The sequence below is a fragment of the Desulfovibrio psychrotolerans genome, assembly GCF_013340305.1.
In the GTDB taxonomy this organism is placed as follows: domain Bacteria; phylum Desulfobacterota; class Desulfovibrionia; order Desulfovibrionales; family Desulfovibrionaceae; genus Halodesulfovibrio; species Halodesulfovibrio psychrotolerans.
In genome coordinates this window covers 556,416-574,946 of sequence record NZ_BLVP01000008.1, presented here as the reverse complement: position 1 = coordinate 574,946, position 18,531 = coordinate 556,416, and the positions used below count along the sequence as shown (strand labels likewise).

Genomic DNA, 18,531 nt, shown 5'->3' with positions numbered 1-18,531 from the left:
GCCAGTCATGGCGCACGGCTTTCACAATACATACCGGAAGGTGGAATATGGACGAACTGTTCTTGCAAGACCCGGAAGTAGCCCGGGCAATGTATCTGGAGATAGAACGCCAGACAGGCGGTCTTGAGCTTATCGCATCCGAGAACTTCGTCTCTTCCGCCGTGCGTCAGGCGCAGGGCAGCGTGATGACGCACAAATACGCAGAAGGATATCCCGGCAAGCGCTACTACGGTGGCTGCGAATACGTGGATATTGCCGAAGAACTTGCCATAAGCCGCGCATGCACCATTTTCGGCGCGCAGTATGCCAACGTGCAGCCGCACTCCGGCAGTCAGGCCAATATGGCGGCCTACTTTGCCATAGCCAATCCCGGCGACACCATCCTCGGCATGGACCTGTCTCACGGCGGGCACCTTACGCACGGCAGCCCCGTGAACTTTTCCGGGCGGTTCTTCAATGTGGTCTTCTACGGCGTGGAACGCGAAACCGGACGCATTAACTACGAGCAGGTGCTCTCTCTGGCCAAGGAGCACAAGCCCACCGTCATCGTTGCAGGCGCCAGCGCCTATCCCCGCTCCATAGACTTTGCCCGTTTCCGCGCCATTGCCGACGAGGTGGGCGCAAAGCTCATGGTGGATATGGCCCACATCGCAGGCCTGGTGGCTGCCGGAGTGCACGAATCGCCCATTCCCCACGCCCACATCACCACCACTACCACGCACAAGACCCTGCGCGGTCCCCGCGGCGGCATGATTCTGAGCACCGAAGACCTTGGTAAGACCCTGAACAGCCAGATTTTCCCCGGCATTCAGGGCGGCCCGCTCATGCACGTTATCGCCGCCAAGGCCGTTGCCTTCGGCGAGGCGCTGCGCCCCGAATTCGCCGCCTACCAGCGGCAGGTTGTGGACAACGCGCAAACCCTTGCCAAGTGCCTCACCGATGCAGGCTACAAGCTCGTTTCCGGCGGCACGGACAACCACCTTATGCTCATGGACCTTACCGAAACCGACATTACCGGCAAGGCGGCGCAGCTTGCGCTGGATGAGGCGGGCATTACCGTCAACAAAAATACCGTTCCCTTTGAAACGCGCAGCCCCTTCGTCACCTCCGGTATCCGCATCGGCACTCCCGCGCTTACCACGCGCGGCATGAAGGGAGCCGACATGGAACAGGTGGCGGGCTGGATCATCGATGTGCTGCGTAACATAGACAACGAAACCAGAATCCGCGAAATCCGCAAGGATGTGGCAGCCTATTCCCGCCGCTTCCCCCTCTTTGCCTGGTAACGCAACGCATACCACTGCTTTTCCGGCTCTGCCGGAGACGCGCCGCACGGGCGGACTGGCCTTTGCGGCGCGTCCGTATTATACGGAAAAAGCGCGCTTCCGCCCTGCCGGGACAACAGAATTTCGGCCTACCAAGAAGGACATCCCCATGCACGAACGCATGCCGTGGCCACAGTATTTCATGGATATCACCTACATGGTGGCAGAACGCTCCACCTGCACCCGCCGCAAGGTGGGGGCCATCGCCGTTAAAGACAAGCGTATCCTCGCCACCGGATACAACGGTGCCCCCGCCAATGTATCCCACTGTCTGGACACGGGCTGCCTGCGCGAGCAACTGGGCATTCCCTCCGGTCAGCGGCACGAGATATGCCGGGGACTGCACGCGGAACAGAACGTGATCATTCAGGCCGCCGTGCACGGTGTTTCGCTGGCCGGGGCCGAAATTTACTGCACCACCATGCCCTGCCTCATCTGCACCAAGATGCTGCTCAACTGCGGCGTGAAGGCGGTCTATTACACGGAAGGGTACGACGACCCTCTTGCCGCCGACATGGTTGCGGAATCCGGCGTACTGTTCAAAAAGCTTGATTATACCAGAAGAGGATGCTGATGGGTCACCCCATGGAACCGTTCATGCGCGAGGCCATGGCCCTTGCCGAAAAGGGCCGCTGGCATGCCGCGCCCAATCCCACGGTGGGAGCCGTGCTGGTGCACCAAGGAGCCGTTGTGGCCCGCGGCTGGCACACCGCCTGCGGGCAGCCCCACGCAGAGGTGGAATGCCTGCGCGATGCCGCCCGCAACAACGTGGACCCCGCAGAATGCACGCTGGTGGTCACGCTGGAGCCCTGCAACCACCACGGCAAAACCCCTCCCTGCACACAGGCCATTCTGGAAGCGGGCATACGGAACGTGGTGGTGGGCTTTTGCGACCCCAACCCAAAGGCGGCCGGCGGAGCAGATTTTCTTCGCGGGCACGGCGTGCATGTGGAAACCGGCATTCTGGAACAGGAATGCCGCGACCAGATAACGGATTTTCTGACATGGGTGGCGACCCCCCTGCCCTATACCATTCTTAAGCTGGCTTCCACGCTGGACGGCAAAATAGCCACCAGAAGCGGCAACTCGCGCTGGATAAGCGGCCCGGAATCCAGAGCCCGCGTGCATGAGCTGCGCCGCCGGGTGGGAGCCGTCATTGTGGGCGGCACCACCTTCCGCAAGGACGACCCCCAGCTCACCTGCCGTCTGGATGAGACGGACGGCGCGTTGCAGCAGCCGCTGGCGGTGGTCATCACTTCGCAGTTGCCCAACGTGCCAGAATCGTTCAAACTGCTGCGGGAGAGGCCGGAACAGACCGTTTTCTGGACCACGGACGATGCGGCCCAAAGCCGCGCCGCAGAGGTACTGCGCGAACGCGGCTGCACGGTAATGGCACTGCCCTCCACGGCAGACACCACACACGGCGCGCGCGACATAGCACACGGCCTTGCGTGGCTGCGCAGCCACCACGGCTGCCTGTACACCCTGTGCGAGGGAGGCGGCAAGCTTGCCCTTACCATGCTGGAACTGGGACTGGCGCAGGAATTCCAGCTGCACATGGCCCCCAAGATCATGGCGGATTCCAAGGCTCCCGGCCTGTTTGACGGACGCAACCCCGCCACCATGGAAGAAGTGCTGGGCCTGCGCATGACTGCAACGGAAAAAAGCGGCGACGATGTGATCATCACCCTGCGCCGCCGGGAAGAACTATGTTCACAGGACTAGTGCTCGGACAGGGAGAGATTCGCGCCGTACAAGGCATGGGCAGGGAGACCCGGCTTACCGTGCGCCCGCTGTGCCCCCTTGCGGACTTTGTGCCTGGGGAATCCATTGCCGTGAACGGCGTATGCCTGACGGTGGAAACCTTCGGACCGGACTGGTTCTCGGTCTACGCCTCGGCGGAAAGCATGCGCCTTACCAATCTGGGCGACCTGCGCACCGGCAGTCTGGTCAATCTGGAACGCGCCCTTGCCGTGGGCGACCGACTGGGCGGCCATATTGTAAGCGGGCATGTGGACTGCGTGGCACAGGTGGTTTCCGTACGTCCCGCAGGACTTTCCAAAGTCTACCGGCTGGCCTTTCCCGCCCAGTTCGGCCCCCAAATCATCGCTAAAGGCTCCGTAGCTCTTGACGGCATCAGCCTTACGGTCAATGATTGCGGCCCTGATTTTCTAGAGGTGAACATCATCCCGGAAACGCAGAAGGTAACCACCATAGCCGCATGGACGACGGGATACAGGGTGAATCTGGAAACCGACGTCATCGGCAAATATGTTCAGCGCATGCTGGGCGCATGGCAGGGAACCCCCGCCGCGCACGGCACGCAGGGCGCAGGCACCGCGTCCGGAGTCATAACGGAAGAGTTCCTGCGCAAGCACGGATTCTGATACATTTTTGCGCCGCGCCGGCGCGCAGCGGGCCATGCCCACCGCACTGCGGCGCATCAGAGAAACATTCACGAGGTACCAACATGCCCATCTGCACTGCCGAAGAGGCCATTGAGGAAATACGGAAAGGCCGGATGCTCATTCTTGTGGACGACGAAGACCGCGAGAACGAAGGCGACCTGACCATCGCCGCCGAGCACATAACCCCGGAAGTCATCAACTTCATGGCCATGCACGGGCGCGGCCTCATCTGCCTTGCCCTTTCGCCCGATTGGGTGGATAAGCTGCAACTGCCGCTTATGGCACGGCGCAACGGTTCCAAATTCGGCACCAATTTCACCGTGTCCATTGAAGCGCGCCATGGCGTTACCACGGGCATTTCCGCCTCTGACCGGGCAACCACCATCCTCACGGCGGTTAAGGACGATGTGGTGCCGGAAGACATAGTCACCCCCGGCCATATCTTCCCCCTGCGCGCCCAGAAGGGCGGCGTGCTGGTCCGCGCCGGACAGACCGAAGGCTCGGTGGACCTCTCGCGCCTTGCCGGTCTCAAGCCTGCGGCCGTTATCTGCGAAATCATCAAGGACGACGGCGAAATGGCCCGCATGCCCGACCTCATCGAATTCGCCAAGAAACACGATATGAAGATCGCCACCATACGCGATCTCATCCGCTACCGCATGCAGCCCGACCAACTTTCCGTAAAGCGCGTGGCTGAGGCGAAAATGCCCACCAAGTGGGGCGAGTTCAAGGTCATTGCCTATGAAAACGAGCTGGAACCCTCCACCCACATTGCCCTTGTGAAGGGCGAGATAAAGGGCGACGAGCCGGTGCTCGTGCGCGTGCACAGCGAATGCCTTACCGGCGATGTGCTCGGCTCTGTCCGCTGCGATTGCGGCGACCAGCTCGCCAACGCCATGTGCACCATCTCGCAGGCGGAAAAGGGCGTGCTGCTTTACATGCGTCAGGAAGGACGCGGCATAGGCCTTGCCAACAAAATCCGCGCCTATGCCTTGCAGGATCAGGGCTACGATACCGTGGAAGCGAACAAGAAGCTCGGCTTTAAGGCCGACCTGCGCGACTACGGCATCGGTGCGCAGATGCTGGTGGACCTTGGCGTGCGCAAAATGCGCATGATGACCAACAACCCCAAGAAAATCGTGGGTATAGAAGGATACGGCATCGAAGTGGTGGAGCGCATTCCCATAGAGATGAACGCCTGCGAATTCAACGCGGAATATCTGCGGACCAAAAAGGACAAGATGGGCCACATACTGGAACATCTGGACGAAGGCTTCCGTAAGTAGGCCGTTGCGCCAATACAATTACCCCCATGCTCCCTCCCCTGATTTTAAGACTTTTCAGGGGCGGGAGCGTGTTCTATAGTACCGGACCGATACGCCACGGGAACACCGTTCCCATAAGGAGAACCGAGTATGCACCATATACGGACCATTGAAGGCCAGTTTGACGCCAAGGGCATGAAGGTGGCCATTATCGCCACCCGATTCAACGACTTTATCGTGGACCGCCTTGTGGGCGGCGCGGTGGACTACCTTGTGCGGCACGGCGCTTCCCGCGAAGACCTGACCATTGTCCGCCTGCCCGGCGCATTCGAAATGCCCATAGCCGCGCAGAAGCTGGCACGTTCCGGCGCGTTTCACGGCATCGTCGCGCTGGGCGCGGTGATACGCGGCGCCACCCCCCATTTTGACTTTGTCTGTAACGAGGCAGCCAAGGGCCTTGCTCAGGTATCCATGGATTCCGGCATTCCCGTGGGCTTTGGCCTGCTCACCTGCGACACGCTGGATCAGGCCATAGAACGCGCCGGTTCCAAGGCGGGCAACAAGGGTGTGGAAGCCGCATCGGCCATGCTCGAAACCATCCGTGTGCTGGAGCAGATATAACCCCATGTCCAAAGGAAAACCCCAGCCCCGCAGACTTGCGCGGGCACAGGCATTTCAGGTTCTTTACGGGCTGAACTTCTCTCCCGCCCTCACGCTGGAAGCATTGGGCGAGGCGTATGCCGGCTCGCCGGACAATGCGGACAAGCCCATAGACCCCGCAAACCCGGACGGATTTGCGTGGGAGATCATCGAAGGCGTGTGGAGCAACCACCGCGCCCTTGACGATGTGATTACCCGCTTTGCCAAGCACTGGCGTGTGGAGCGCATAGGCAAGATAGAAATCACCCTTCTGCGCCTCGCCATGTACGAAATGATCTACCGCGATGACGTGCCGCCCAAGGTGGCCATCAACGAGGCCGTTGAACTGGCGAAGCAGTTCGGCGATGAAAAGGCCCGCGGCTTTATCAACGGCATTCTGGATGCCGCCGCCAAAGCCTTGCAGGACGGCTCGCTGGAAAAGAAATTCTGACAGGCCGCCGCAAAGGCCGGATACCGTCCGGCCCGCACGCGCGGCAAACGGGCGCGGAAGCAGGATTCAGCAGGCATACCCGTCCTGCGCATCGCGCTCCCGGCGCACCTTGATAACGGGCAACCAAAAGGAACTGTTGGGAATGAAGTACGATCCGCAGGCCATAGAAACCAAATGGCAGCGCATTTGGGATGAAAACGGCGACTTTCACAGCGACCACAATTCGGACAAGGAAAAGTATTACGTGCTGGAAATGTTCCCCTATCCTTCCGGGAACATTCACATGGGCCACGTGCGCAACTATTCCATAGGCGACGTGGTGGCACGCTTCAAGCGTATGGAAGGATGCAACGTCATGCACCCCATGGGCTGGGATGCCTTCGGGCTGCCGGCGGAAAACGCCGCCATCAAGCACAACATCCACCCCGCCAAATGGACGTACGCCAACATTGACAACATGCGCACCCAGTTAAAGCGGCTGGGCTACTCCTACGACTGGCAGCGCGAACTCGCCACCTGCGACAGGGAGTATTACCGCTGGGAGCAACTCTTCATCCTGCGTTTCTTTGAAAAAGGCCTGCTCTACCGCAAAAAGCAGCCTCAGAACTGGTGCCCCACCTGCAACACCGTGCTCGCCAACGAACAGGTGGAAGACGGCCTGTGCTGGCGCTGCGATGCCGTGGTAGAACAAAAGGAACTGGCCCAGTGGTTCCTGAAGATAACCGACTACGCCGAAGAATTGCTGGCCGACCTCGAAAAGCTCAAAGGCGGCTGGCCGGAACGCGTTATCTCCATGCAGGAAAACTGGATAGGCAAGTCCGTAGGTGCGGAGATAACCTTTGACGTGGCGGACGGCGAAGACGCCATAACCGTATTTACCACCCGGCCGGATACCGTGTTCGGAGCCACGTTCATGAGCCTTGCCCCGGAGCATCCGCTGGTGGAAAAGCTCATCGCAGGCAAGCCGGAAGCCGCTGCCGTGCGGGCATTTGTGGACCGCATCCGCAACATGGACCGCATTGAGCGCACCTCCGAGACGCTGGAAAAAGAAGGCGTCTTCACCGGCGCATACTGCATCAATCCCCTGAACGGAGCGAAAATCCCCGTGTATGTCGCCAACTTCGTGCTTGTAAGCTACGGCACGGGTGCGGTGATGGCGGTTCCCGCCCACGACCAGCGCGATTTCGAGTTCGCCCGCAAGTACAACCTGCCGGTGCAGGTCGTCATCCAGCCGGAAGGCCCGGCTCTGGACCCCAAAGCCATGACCGAGGCCTATACCGGCTCCGGATGCATGGTCAATTCCGGACAGTTTGACGGCACCCCCAATGAAGACGGCAAGGCCCGCGTGGCCGACTGGCTGCAGGAGAGCGGGCGCGGCAAGCGCACCACAAACTACCGCCTGCGCGACTGGAACATCTCGCGCCAGCGGTACTGGGGCAGCCCCATCCCCATGGTCTACTGCGATACGTGCGGCATTGTTCCGGAAAAGGAAGAAAACCTTCCCATCGTGCTGCCGCTGGATATCCAGACTCATCCGGACGGACGCTCCCCCCTTGTGGACAGCCCGGAATTCTACGCCTGCGAGTGCCCCAAGTGCGGGCAGAAGGCCCGCCGCGAAACCGACACCATGGACACCTTTGTGGAGTCTTCATGGTACTTCGCGCGCTACACGGACGCACGTCTGGATACGGCCCCCTTCACACCGGAAGCGCTTTCCTACTGGTCACCCGTGGACCAGTACATCGGCGGCGTGGAACACGCCATTCTGCATCTGCTCTACGCGCGCTTCTTCACCAAGGCGCTGCGCGACTGCGGATTCCTGAATTTTGACGAGCCGTTCCGCAACCTGCTCACGCAGGGCATGGTGCTCATGGACGGCACAAAAATGTCCAAGTCCAAGGGCAACGTGGTGGACCCCACGGAAATGATCGCCCGATACGGTGCAGACACGGTGCGCCTTTTCTGCCTCTTCGCCGCTCCCCCGGAGCGCGACTTCGACTGGTCCGACTCGGGCATTGAAGGAGCCAACCGCTTTGTCAAACGCATCTGGCGGCTGGTGGAAGAGTTGCAGGACGTGCTCACCCCTGTGGCTCCCTGCTCCTCCACGGCGGCTCAGTGCACAGGCGAAAACGCAAAGGCCATCCGCCACAAGGAGCACGCCACGGTGAAGAAGGCGGGGGACGACATCCGCCTGCGGTTCCAGTTCAACACCGCCATTTCCGCCGCCATGGAACTGGTGAACGATCTTTACCAGCACAAGGATGCCCTGCGTGAAGAAGAAAACGGCCCCGCCGTGCTCTCTTCCGCCATTGCCACGGTGCTTGCTGTCATGTCGCCCATTACCCCGCACCTGTGCGAGGAACTGTGGCAGATTCTCGGCCATACAGGTCGTCTTGCGCTGCAGCCGTGGCCCGCATTCCGTGATGACGCACTGGTCAAGGATGTGGTAACCGTGGTGGTGCAGGTGAACGGCAAGGTCCGCGCCCGGCTGGAGGTTCCCTCCGATGCCGGACAGCAGGCCGTGCAGGAACTCGCCCTGCGCGATGAAAACGTAGCCAAGCATGTGGAAGGGATGACCGTGCGCAAGGTCATCGTCATTCCCGGGAAACTCGTCAATGTGGTTGCCAACTGACACCATACGCCCTGCGGCTCCCATGGCCCGCCGGTCCTTCGCTCTGCTGGCCGTCCTGCTGCTGACTGTCCTGTCGTCGCTGGCGTTGCTTTCTGGCTGCGCGGGCTACCAGTTTGCGGGCAAGGAAAAGGGCATTTTCGGCGATCCTTCGTCCACGCTGCGCATGGTGGAGGTAGAAAACCCCACCATGTACCCGTGGCTTCCGCACCGGCTGCGCTCGCTCATGCGCGATGAAGTACATAAGCGCAATCTGGCCCGGTGGGTGGATACAAGCCCCTCGGACTACTCCATGCGCATCATCATCAGCGAATTCCGGCTGCGCAGCCACACACGCGATGCCAGCGACACCACCCTGCTCTACTCGGCCACGCTGGGTTTTGAGGCCATTGTCTACAGCGGAACAACCAACAGCGTGGTGTGGCGGTCCGGCAAGGAATACCTCTCCCGGACGTATGATTCCAAAAACGCGGAAGAGGCCGGTACCGATGCGGCGTCCCTGCTGGTGCAGCGCGTGGCTGACCGCATGCGTCACAGCTTCTGACAAAGAACGCGCAGCCGGTCACCAAATATCACCCGGCATCACCCGGCATAATCTGATATTGGCGACTTTGCCGGAGTTTGCCAGACTTTGACGGATTTGCCGGCCGTTGCCGGATTTAGCCGGACCTTGGCGGATTTTGACGGATTTTGACGGTCACACGGCCATGGCTGGACCCCCGGCACGGCATGGTATATATTCGGCCTGAAAGCCAACGCTTTCAGGCCGTTTTCCTGCCGCGCAAGACCACCTTCCGCAGACGGCAATCAGACGTGCCGCCACAGCACAACGGTCATGCACCCTTTGCCGAACATTCTGCCAACCTCAGAAGAGAAAGACCATAACCATCCAACAGCCGCAGGCTCCCAACGACATGCCCCACACCACACGCCCCGGATTCAGCATCTGCGTCTGCCCCGATGCGCAGCTCATCAAGGAACAGGTGGAATCGCTCCTCGCCGCCCATCCTGCGGCAGAAGGGCCCTGGCAGCGTCATGCCTACTGGGGAGATGAAGGGCTGCCCGCCGTCTTCTGGGAAAACCTGACCCTGCAAGGATTGTTCGCCGCTCCCAAGTGCCTTGTGGTCCGCAACGCCCAGAACCTTGCCACGGATGACTGGAAAAAGCTGAGCCAGACGCTGGGCCGCTTCAACCCGCTGGCGTGGGCTTTTCTGTGCATGGAGGTTCCCTTTGAAAAAGGCGGTCCCAAGGTGGCAAAGGCTGTCTCATCCCTGCAATGCTGGACCTTCGCCGACAAGCAGGGCTGGATATGGACATCCCCCGGCCTCACCCCGCAGACCATGCGCGGATTCGCCTCCGCATGGGCAACCCGCAATGGCGTGACCATTCTTCCGCCCGTGCTGCAAACCCTTTCGCACAAGCTTCCCCCGGACGCCACCGCAGCAACCCGCGAACTGGAAAAGCTGGCTCTTGCCGCCGGCGATTCGCGCACCATAACGGCAGAGATAGCCGCCGACCTTTCCCACGAACCGGAAATGGATGTCTTCGCCTTCATAAACGCCCTGCAAAACGCCGGTTCAGGACAGACCGGCGGCAACGCCTCCCTGCACAAGGTGTGGCACAAGGTCATGCACAGTCAGGCAGGCGGTGAGGAGATGGTCTTCCCCTTCCTTGCCATGCTCCTGCGCGAAGCGAGGCTGTTGTGGCAGTTGCTGGCAGGCGAGCAGGCCTTTCTGCCCGGCAACGTGAAGCAGGCCAAGGAACGGCTGGCCCGTTCGCTGGGGCGCGCACGCCTGTGCCGCATATGGGATCTGGCGCTGGAGGCGGACAAGGGCATAAAAACCGGCGAACGCAGGCCGGAACAAGCCATGGAACTGCTCGTTGCCGGCCTGATAGCCCTGTTCAGCCCCCCTTCCGACCCGAGAAAGCCTTCACAAAGCCGTTCTTCCACGCATTTTCGCTGATTCAGACCTTTTTTTCCTGAAGCGGACCACTTTTTTCTCGTGCTTCCGCTTGCTTCACGCTATGAACTGCTTATCATGGACAGCAAACCGCACTACCACGGTCACAGGGACCGGCTACGGGAAAAACTCCGCAAGGATGCGACACAGCTTGCGGACTACGAGGTTCTTGAACTGGTATTGGGAACCGTTCTGCTGCGCAGAGATACAAAACCCCTTGCCAAGGAATTGCTGTTCAGGTTCCGCACTCTGCACGGCGTGCTGAACGCCCGCCCGTCCGAGCTGCGTGCCGTGCCGGGATTCGGTCCTTCGTTGCAGGCGCACTGGATGCTCCTGCGGGAACTGATGGCCCGGTGTCATGAATCCCCCGCCCGCGAACGCGCCGTGCTCTCCGGGCCTTCGGATATCGTGAACATGGCCCGCGCGCGGCTGGGTAACCTTGCCCATGAGGAATTCTGGGCGGCCTTTCTGGATAACCAGAATCGCCTGCTCGCGTGGGAGCGGGTTACAACCGGCACGGTGAACACCACCATGATTTACCCGCGCGACCTCATGGAAAAGGCGCTGGGGCACAAGGCAAGCTCCCTTGTGGTGGTGCACAACCACCCGGGCGGGAATCCGTTTCCCTCCACGCCGGATATCGAGATAACGCGACAGCTCGTGCAGTCCGGCAAAACGCTGGGCATACGGGTGCTGGACCACATTATCGTCACGGAAGACACGCATTACAGCCTGCGGGATGAAGGACATCTGTAACCATTTCCGCCCGCGCACGGAGGGGAACCATGAACACGGGATGCCGATGCATTATCTCCGGTATCGTTCAGGGGGTCGGTTTCCGGTACTGGACCCGCGACGCGGCGCGCGCCCTGCATCTGGAAGGCTGGGTCCGCAACCTGCCGGACGGCACGGTGGAACTGGAAGCCTTTGGCCCGGAAGATTCCCTGCGCGCCCTGCAAGACCTGCTGCACGAAGGCCCGCCATACAGCCGGGTTACAAAAGTACAATGCGTCCCCTGCCCCCCGCCCGACCATTCTTCCGGCAATCTTTCCATGGCAGGCTCCCCTTCCTCAGGCGGTTCCGCCCGGTTCATCATCCGCGCATGATGACACTTTTACCAGATCAGCACCAACGGAGCACCACATATGAGCGATGATACACTCTCCCCACATTCCCCGCTTTCCCCTCTCTCCTCCGGATCGGACAACGAATCCGACGATACCTCAGCACAGAGCGCAGACAGCGCGCCAGTGCAAAAAGCGCAGAACGCAGACAGCCCCATTCAGCGCGCAGACAGCGCAACGGAGCATGAACTGGAAGACGAGGTGCCCCAGGCCCTGCAGGACGACATGGAAGGCGCGCTGCCGGAGTTTCCTTCCGAACTGCCGGTGCTGCCGGTGCGCGACATTGTGGTCTTCAATTACATGATTCTCCCCCTGTTCGTGGGCAGAGAAAAATCCGTACAGGCCGTGGACGCCGCGCTGAACGGCAGCCGCTACCTGATGATCACCACCCAGAAGGAAGAATCCACGGAAGATCCTGGGCCGGATGACCTGCACACCACAGGCACCGTGGTCATGATCATGCGCATGCTCAAAATGCCCGACGGCAGGCTCAAGGTGCTTGTACAGGGCATAAGCCGTGCCGTGGTACGCCGTTTTGTATCCGAAACGCCTTTCCTGATGGCAGAGGTGGAGGCTGTTCACGAGCCGGAAGTGGAGATGCTGAACGTGGAGCAGGAAGCCATGATGCGCGCCGCCCGCGAACAGAGCGAGCGCATTCTCTCCCTGCGCGGCGTGGCCACGTCCGACATCATGGCGGTGCTGAACAGCGTGAACGATCCCGGCAGGCTGGCCGACCTTATCGCCGCAAACCTGCGCATGAAGGTGCAGGAGGCCCAGAAGATTCTGGAATGCACCGACCCGCTGGAACGCCTGCACCTTGTGAACACGCAGCTGGTCAAGGAAACCGAAGTGGCCGCCATGCAGGCCAAGATTCAGACCATGGCCCGCGAGGGCATGGACAAAGCGCAGAAAGACTATTACCTGCGCGAACAGCTCAAGGCCATACGGCGTGAACTGGGTGAGGGCGACTCCGGCGACGACGACCTTGAAGACCTTGCCCGCATGCTGGACAAGGCGGGCCTGCCCAAGGACGTACGCAAAGAGGCGGACAAACAGTTGCGGCGGCTTGCCTCCATGCACCCCGATGCGTCTGAAGCCTCGGTTGTGCGCACCTATCTGGAATGGTTCGGCGAATTGCCGTGGAAGAAGATGTCCCGCGACAGACTGGATATTCCCGTGGCAGAAGCCATCCTCAATGAAGACCACTACGGGCTTGCCAAGGTGAAGGACCGCATTCTGGAATATCTTTCCGTGCGCAAGCTCAACCCCAAGTCCAAGGGGCCTATCCTGTGCTTCGCGGGCCCTCCCGGTGTGGGCAAAACCTCGCTGGGCCGCTCCATAGCCCGTGCGCTGGGCCGCAAGTTCAGCCGTGTTTCTCTGGGCGGCATGCGCGACGAGGCAGAAATCCGCGGCCACAGGCGCACCTACATAGGCGCCATGCCGGGCCGCATCATCCAGATTATTAAGCAACTGGGCACACGCAACCCGGTCATCATGCTGGACGAGATAGACAAGCTGGGTTCGGATTTCCGGGGCGATCCGTCCTCCGCCCTGCTGGAGGTGCTGGACCCTGAACAGAACTTCTCCTTCTCGGACCATTACCTGAACGTGCCCTTTGATCTTTCCAAGGTCATGTTCATCTGCACGGCCAACCAGCTGGACACCATTCCCGCGCCCCTGCGCGACCGCATGGAGATCATCCAGATTCCCGGCTACACCATGCAGGAAAAGGCCAGCATAGCGCGGAAGTACCTTATTCCCCGCCAGACAGAAGAGAACGGCCTTACCGTGGAAGAAACCGTCATCCCGGATTCGGTCATCACCAAGGTCATTCAGGAATACACCCGCGAGGCGGGCCTGAGAAATCTGGAACGGGAAATCGGCACCATCTGCCGCAAGCTTGCACGCAAAAAGGCAGAGGGCGCCAAGGGCCCCTTCAAGGTCTCGGTCAAAAACCTGCAGGGCCTGCTCGGCGTGCCCCGCTATCTGGAAGAGGAAGGCGACAAGGAACTCATGCCCGGCGTGGCCATGGGCCTTGCATGGACCCCCTTCGGCGGTGAGATTCTGCACATAGAAGTGACCACCATGACCGGAAAGGGCAAGCTTACCCTCACCGGGCAGCTCGGCGAGGTTATGAAGGAATCCGCACAGGCGGCGCTCAGCTACGCGCGCGCCCACGCGGGCGAACTCGGCGTGGACCCGGATTTTCTGGAAAAGCTGGATATCCACATCCATGTTCCCGCCGGAGCCACTCCCAAGGACGGCCCTTCGGCAGGCGTAACGCTGATGATCGCACTCATATCCGCCCTTACCGGCAAGTCGGTGAACAGCGATCTGTGCATGACAGGCGAAATCACACTGCGCGGCAGGGTGCTGCCCGTGGGTGGCATAAAGGAGAAGATTCTCGCCGGCGTAGCGCGCGGGCTGGGGCACGTGATCATTCCCCGCCAGAACGTGAAGGATCTGGAAGACGTTCCGGCGGAACTGCTGCGGAAGATAACCGTGCACACGGCAGAAAGAATAGAAGACCTGCTCCCGCTGGCTTTCTCCAAATAACGTTCCGCCGTTCAGGAACCATCGCTTTTTAACAGCCGGACAACATATCACGGCAGGCGGCCATGCGGCGCCTGCCGTTTTTCCGTTACAGGCGGGAGAATGCGCTACCGGGGGCGGGCGGGCGGGGCCTGTGCCTGCCTGCGGTTGGCATTATTCGGTAAATGATGGTATTGTGCCATGCAGCACCCCCATGTACCGGAATAATGCGCATGGCAGATGGTCCCGGATGATCATCCCAAACGCTTTTCAGCGGGCTGTCCTGAAGAACTGTACGGAGCCTTGTCGGCACCAAATTGAGTACCCTGCGTTCACCAGTTGACTATCCGGCGTAAATGACGCATCTGTGCCACGCACCGGGGTGTGCCTCCACTTCAATCCGCACGAACCGTACACACTGTGCTTACCGTGCAAACCCTGTAAGCTAGGCAAACCAAAGCAGAACAATGAACCGTGACTTCACCTATTCCATTCCGTGGAACATTTTCATTATCACTCTGGGCTCCTGCATCTATGCAGTAAGCATCAAATCCATTGCCTACGTGCATGGGTTTATTCCCGGCGGGATTTTCGGGCTTGGTTCCATTGTCTACTACTTTACGGAACTGCTTGACCCCTCCCTATGGTTCTTTCTGCTTAACCTGCCGCTCTTCGCCCTCGGCTGGTTCAAAATAAGCAAACGGTTCTGTCTGTACAGCCTGTACGCCATGTGCTTTTCCACAGTGGCGTATCAGGTGCTGAACATACCCATCAATATTGAAAACGAATTTTACGCCACTGTTGCCGCGGGCGTTATGGGCGGTCTTGGCAGCGGGCTCATCCTGCGTTCTCTTGGTTCAGGCGGCGGCATGGACATAGTTGCCGTTATGCTGAACCAGAAATATAACATCGGTGTGGGCAAAACCTTTTTCGCCTTCAACCTGCTGCTGTTCTCGCTCTCGCTTTCGGTGCTCAAGCCGGACCTTGTGGTGGCGTCCATCATCAACGTGTTCATCGCCTCCACCACCATAGACTCGGTGATATCCCTGTTCAACCAGCGCAAGGTGGTCTTCATCATCTCTGACCACGCCAAGGCCATCTACGACGACATACGCGACCAACTGAACCGGTCCGGCACCTTCCTTGAAGGCAAAGGAGCCTATACAGGGCAAAACCGCGATGTGCTCATGACCGTGATAAACAACATCCAGCTCAAAAAACTGGAAGAGATCACCTTCACGCGCGACCCCAACGCCTTTTTCATCGTGGAAAACACGTTCTCTGTGCTGGGGCAGGGATTCTCGCGCCGCAAGGTCTATTAGCCCATTCCCGGCACAGCGGCTGCCCGCTCAGCAACAGGCACACAGCGCCCCCGCACCGGCTGAAAAAGCGTGCCGAACACAGCCCTTCCGTACACGCAGGAGGCAGCACCATGGGTGAACGCAGGCATATCATCACCACCTGCACCAGAGACTGTCCCAACACATGCGGGCTTACCGCCACGGTAGAAGACGGCCGCCTCATACGGCTTTCCGGCGACCCCGGCCACCCCCTCACGCGCGGGGCCGCCTGCGTGAAATGCGCCCGCTATGTCCACCGGGTCTACAGCCCGGAGCGCGTAACCCACCCCATGGTCAGGCCCAGCACAAAGGCCCCGTGGCGACGCGCCACATGGGACGAGGTCCTTGACCTTATCGCCCTGCGCATGACCGCCATACGCGATGCCTCCGGCCCGGAAGCCATCCTGTATTATCAGGGCTACGGCGAACGCACGGCCCTTAAACTGCTGAACAGATACTTCTTCAACCTCTTCGGCGGCGTTACCACCACGCGCGGCTCCCTGTGCGGCGGCACGGGGCAGGCCTCGCAAAATCTGGACTTCGGCGAACGCGTCTCCCACGACCCGCTGGACCACTACAACAGCGCCTCCATGATTCTGTGGGCGCGCAATCCCGTCTCCACCAACATCAGCCTTGTGCCCGTCATCCACGACATCCGCAAACGCGGCGGCAGCGTCATTGTGGTGGATCCGGCACACAGCAAAACCGTGCCGCTGGCCACCCGCCACATCCGCCCCAAGGCAGGCACAGACGCCTTTCTTGCCATGGCCGCCGCCAAGCTCATCCTTGCCGCCGGGGCGGAAGACCGCACCTTCCTTGCGCAGCACAGTGCGGGCGCACCGGAATATCTGGGTATCCTTGCCCAGTTCAGCGTGGAAGACCTGTGCCAGCGCAGCGGCGTTCCGGTTGCAGACGCGCAACTTCTGGCAGAAACCCTCATGCGGCAGAAGCCCACCTCCATACTTCTGGGCTGGGGCCTGCACCGCCATGAACACGCCCACTATTCGCTGCGCGCCATAGACGCGCTGGGAGCCATTTCCGGCAACATAGGCATTGCCGGGGGCGGCGTGAGCCAGGGGTTTGAGGAATACGGGCCCTACGACCAGCACTATTGGGGAGACAGCCTCAATCCGCCCCGCCGGTCCCTGCGCATGCCCACCATCGGCGAAGATATCCTGAACGCCCACGAGCCGCCCATCCGCATGATTTACGTCACGGCATCCAACCCCGTGTGCATGGCGCCCAACTCCGGCAAGGTGGCGCAGGCCTTCTCGCAGGCGGAATTTGTCGTCTATTCAGGTCATTTCATGGACGATACGGCCGACCATGCCCATGTGTTCCTGCCCGCCACCACCTTTCTGGAAGAACAGGATGTCATGGCCAGCTACGGCCACAACTACGTGGGGGCAGTAAATCAGGCCATAGCCCCCGTGGGCCTGTGCCGGTCAGAATTTCACATGTTCCACGATCTGGCCGTCCGCTTTCCCTTTGCAGAACGGTTCCGCCGCCCGGTCAGGGACTGGCTGCACGACCTCTGCGCACCGCTCCGGGCGCACGGCTGCGATCTGGATGCCCTTGCCAACGCCGCCTTCCGCTATCCCGCGCCCATGGTCCCCTATGCGGATAAAACCTTTGCCACCCCTTCCGGCAACTATCAGTTCATGACGGAATTTTCCCCGGAGTTGCTGGAAAAGACCGACCCGGCCTATCCCTTCCGCCTGCTCACCATCGCGCCGCACGGTGCCATCTGTTCGGAACGCACCATGACGGAACACACCCCTCTGCCGGTGGTCATTCTCGCTCCGGCGGAAGCTGCCCGGCAGGGCCTTGCGCAAGGGGATACCGTCACCGTGCGCAGTGCGGTGGGAGCCATACGCGCCACCCTGCGCACGCAGCAAGGGCAGCGCCCCGATGTGCTGGTGGCGGAACGCGGCGGCTGGATGAAGGCGGGGCACGGCCTGAACCGGCTCACCCGAGACCTTGCCAGTTTGGTGGGGCTGGGCACGCCCTATTACGAAACCTGCGTGGCGGTAGAGCCTTCTTCAGGCCCGCCTGCACCGCGCATCCTCGTCGTGCAGCACGATGAAGACGCCCCCGGCGGCAATTTCTGCAAATCTCTGGAACGGGCGGGAGCACGGCTTGCCACCGTCATGCCCGGCAAAACCAAAGGAGCAGCAGAGGCGCACGGGCTCCCGCAAACACCGGAAGAATGGGACGGGCTGGTGGTGCTGGGCGGTGCGCAGCATGCCGGTGATGATGCGGGCTCGCCGCATTTCCCCGCGCTTCTGCACCTTATGCGTGCCTTCGATGCTGCCCGCAAACCTGTGGCAGGCATATGCCTCGGCAGCCAGTTGCTTGCGCGGGCGTGGGGCGGCACCCTGCGGACCATGGACGCGCCCGAGTTCGGCTTCATCCGCTTTACCCCCACTGACGCGGCACGGCTTGATTCCGTCTTCCACGGCGTGGATGCCATCCCTCCCCTCATGTCCTACCATGAGGATGCCTTCGGCCTGCCGCAGACCGCCACCCTGCTTGTCCGCGGGGACCAATGCCCCAACCAGTGCTTCCGCGTGGGCAACGCCTCCTACGGATTCCAGTTCCATCTGGAGGCAGACGCCGCCATAGCCGACAACTGGATACGGCTGTTCCGCCACCGCCCCGCGAACGCCAAAACCGCACAGTACGATGAAGCCTTCTTCCGCAACCTGCGTGCGGACCTCCCCGTCCTTGCGGAGCAGTCTGAGCGTTTCTGCCGCACCATAGCGGAAAACTGGCTGCGCCTTGCTCTGCGGGAATAGATGCCTGCGGCCGGACGTTAGCGTGCAGACAGAAAACGGCGGGGAGAGGGAGCAATGTG

General features: G+C 60.8%; 15 protein-coding genes. All 15 read left to right on the top strand.

All coding sequences use genetic code 11. From position 1 onward, the window contains the following. Positions 1–47: 47 nt before the first annotated feature. The 15 genes from glyA to HUV26_RS10155 all read left to right on the top strand — a co-directional run bounded on the left by glyA (position 48) and on the right by HUV26_RS10155 (position 18,472). On the top strand, positions 48–1,286 hold the full coding sequence (glyA, locus tag HUV26_RS10225; protein ID WP_174409993.1) for a serine hydroxymethyltransferase: 1,239 nt from the start codon (positions 48–50) through the stop codon (positions 1,284–1,286). 148 nt (positions 1,287–1,434) lie between these two features. Then, positions 1,435–1,899: a deoxycytidylate deaminase gene (locus HUV26_RS10220; protein WP_174409992.1), complete on the top strand. Its 465-nt coding sequence runs from the start codon at positions 1,435–1,437 to the stop codon at positions 1,897–1,899. Beyond that, a complete protein-coding gene (gene ribD, locus HUV26_RS10215) occupies positions 1,899–3,050 on the top strand; it encodes a bifunctional diaminohydroxyphosphoribosylaminopyrimidine deaminase/5-amino-6-(5-phosphoribosylamino)uracil reductase RibD (protein ID WP_373869059.1) in 1,152 nt (383 codons plus the stop codon). Before HUV26_RS10220 ends, ribD begins: the two co-directional genes overlap by 1 nt. Beyond that, positions 3,035–3,712 carry a riboflavin synthase gene (locus HUV26_RS10210; RefSeq protein WP_174409990.1) on the top strand — a complete coding sequence of 226 codons (678 nt, stop codon included), beginning with the start codon at positions 3,035–3,037 and terminating at the stop codon, positions 3,710–3,712. Before ribD ends, HUV26_RS10210 begins: the two co-directional genes overlap by 16 nt. A gap of 83 nt (positions 3,713–3,795) precedes the next feature. Beyond that, a complete protein-coding gene (locus HUV26_RS10205; RefSeq protein WP_174409989.1) occupies positions 3,796–5,019 on the top strand; it encodes a bifunctional 3,4-dihydroxy-2-butanone-4-phosphate synthase/GTP cyclohydrolase II in 1,224 nt (407 codons plus the stop codon). A 129-nt stretch (positions 5,020–5,148) separates the two neighbouring features. Further along, on the top strand, positions 5,149–5,619 hold the full coding sequence (ribH, locus tag HUV26_RS10200; protein WP_174409988.1) for a 6,7-dimethyl-8-ribityllumazine synthase: 471 nt from the start codon (positions 5,149–5,151) through the stop codon (positions 5,617–5,619). Between the two features lie 4 nt (positions 5,620–5,623). Continuing rightward, positions 5,624–6,088, top strand: coding sequence for a transcription antitermination factor NusB (nusB, locus tag HUV26_RS10195; protein ID WP_174409987.1), 465 nt, complete (start codon positions 5,624–5,626; stop codon positions 6,086–6,088). A gap of 142 nt (positions 6,089–6,230) precedes the next feature. Next, the gene (gene leuS / locus HUV26_RS10190; protein WP_174409986.1) at positions 6,231–8,720 is read left to right on the top strand and encodes a leucine--tRNA ligase; all 2,490 of its coding nucleotides are present in this window, start codon (positions 6,231–6,233) and stop codon (positions 8,718–8,720) included. Next, positions 8,704–9,261 carry an LPS assembly lipoprotein LptE gene (lptE, locus tag HUV26_RS10185; protein ID WP_174409985.1) on the top strand — a complete coding sequence of 186 codons (558 nt, stop codon included), beginning with the start codon at positions 8,704–8,706 and terminating at the stop codon, positions 9,259–9,261. Before leuS ends, lptE begins: the two co-directional genes overlap by 17 nt. A 370-nt stretch (positions 9,262–9,631) precedes the next feature. Then, entirely contained in the window at positions 9,632–10,681 is a 1,050-nt protein-coding gene (locus tag HUV26_RS10180; RefSeq protein WP_174409984.1) for a DNA polymerase III subunit delta, read from the top strand. A 75-nt stretch (positions 10,682–10,756) separates the two neighbouring features. Beyond that, entirely contained in the window at positions 10,757–11,434 is a 678-nt protein-coding gene (radC, locus tag HUV26_RS10175; protein WP_174409983.1) for a RadC family protein, read from the top strand. A 29-nt stretch (positions 11,435–11,463) separates the two neighbouring features. Continuing rightward, positions 11,464–11,784, top strand: coding sequence for an acylphosphatase (locus tag HUV26_RS10170; protein WP_174409982.1), 321 nt, complete (start codon positions 11,464–11,466; stop codon positions 11,782–11,784). Between the two features lie 39 nt (positions 11,785–11,823). After that, positions 11,824–14,358, top strand: a complete 2,535-nt coding sequence (gene lon / locus HUV26_RS10165) for an endopeptidase La (RefSeq protein WP_243451346.1) — start codon at positions 11,824–11,826, stop codon at positions 14,356–14,358. Between the two features lie 443 nt (positions 14,359–14,801). After that, entirely contained in the window at positions 14,802–15,656 is an 855-nt protein-coding gene (locus HUV26_RS10160) for a YitT family protein (protein ID WP_174409981.1), read from the top strand. A gap of 110 nt (positions 15,657–15,766) precedes the next feature. Next, entirely contained in the window at positions 15,767–18,472 is a 2,706-nt protein-coding gene (locus tag HUV26_RS10155; protein WP_174409980.1) for a molybdopterin-dependent oxidoreductase, read from the top strand. Positions 18,473–18,531: the final 59 nt, after the last annotated feature.

What these genes read in the sequence shown, in the direction of transcription:
- glyA (WP_174409993.1), top strand. Translation starts at nt 48, where the DNA reads ATGGACGAACTGTTCTTGCAAGACCCGGAAGTAGCCCGGGCAATGTAT.
- HUV26_RS10220 (WP_174409992.1), top strand. Translation starts at nt 1,435, where the DNA reads ATGCACGAACGCATGCCGTGGCCACAGTATTTCATGGATATCACCTAC.
- ribD (WP_373869059.1), top strand. Translation starts at nt 1,899, where the DNA reads ATGGGTCACCCCATGGAACCGTTCATGCGCGAGGCCATGGCCCTTGCC.
- HUV26_RS10210 (WP_174409990.1), top strand. Translation starts at nt 3,035, where the DNA reads ATGTTCACAGGACTAGTGCTCGGACAGGGAGAGATTCGCGCCGTACAA.
- HUV26_RS10205 (WP_174409989.1), top strand. Translation starts at nt 3,796, where the DNA reads ATGCCCATCTGCACTGCCGAAGAGGCCATTGAGGAAATACGGAAAGGC.
- ribH (WP_174409988.1), top strand. Translation starts at nt 5,149, where the DNA reads ATGCACCATATACGGACCATTGAAGGCCAGTTTGACGCCAAGGGCATG.
- nusB (WP_174409987.1), top strand. Translation starts at nt 5,624, where the DNA reads ATGTCCAAAGGAAAACCCCAGCCCCGCAGACTTGCGCGGGCACAGGCA.
- leuS (WP_174409986.1), top strand. Translation starts at nt 6,231, where the DNA reads ATGAAGTACGATCCGCAGGCCATAGAAACCAAATGGCAGCGCATTTGG.
- lptE (WP_174409985.1), top strand. Translation starts at nt 8,704, where the DNA reads ATGTGGTTGCCAACTGACACCATACGCCCTGCGGCTCCCATGGCCCGC.
- HUV26_RS10180 (WP_174409984.1), top strand. Translation starts at nt 9,632, where the DNA reads ATGCCCCACACCACACGCCCCGGATTCAGCATCTGCGTCTGCCCCGAT.
- radC (WP_174409983.1), top strand. Translation starts at nt 10,757, where the DNA reads ATGGACAGCAAACCGCACTACCACGGTCACAGGGACCGGCTACGGGAA.
- HUV26_RS10170 (WP_174409982.1), top strand. Translation starts at nt 11,464, where the DNA reads ATGAACACGGGATGCCGATGCATTATCTCCGGTATCGTTCAGGGGGTC.
- lon (WP_243451346.1), top strand. Translation starts at nt 11,824, where the DNA reads ATGAGCGATGATACACTCTCCCCACATTCCCCGCTTTCCCCTCTCTCC.
- HUV26_RS10160 (WP_174409981.1), top strand. Translation starts at nt 14,802, where the DNA reads ATGAACCGTGACTTCACCTATTCCATTCCGTGGAACATTTTCATTATC.
- HUV26_RS10155 (WP_174409980.1), top strand. Translation starts at nt 15,767, where the DNA reads ATGGGTGAACGCAGGCATATCATCACCACCTGCACCAGAGACTGTCCC.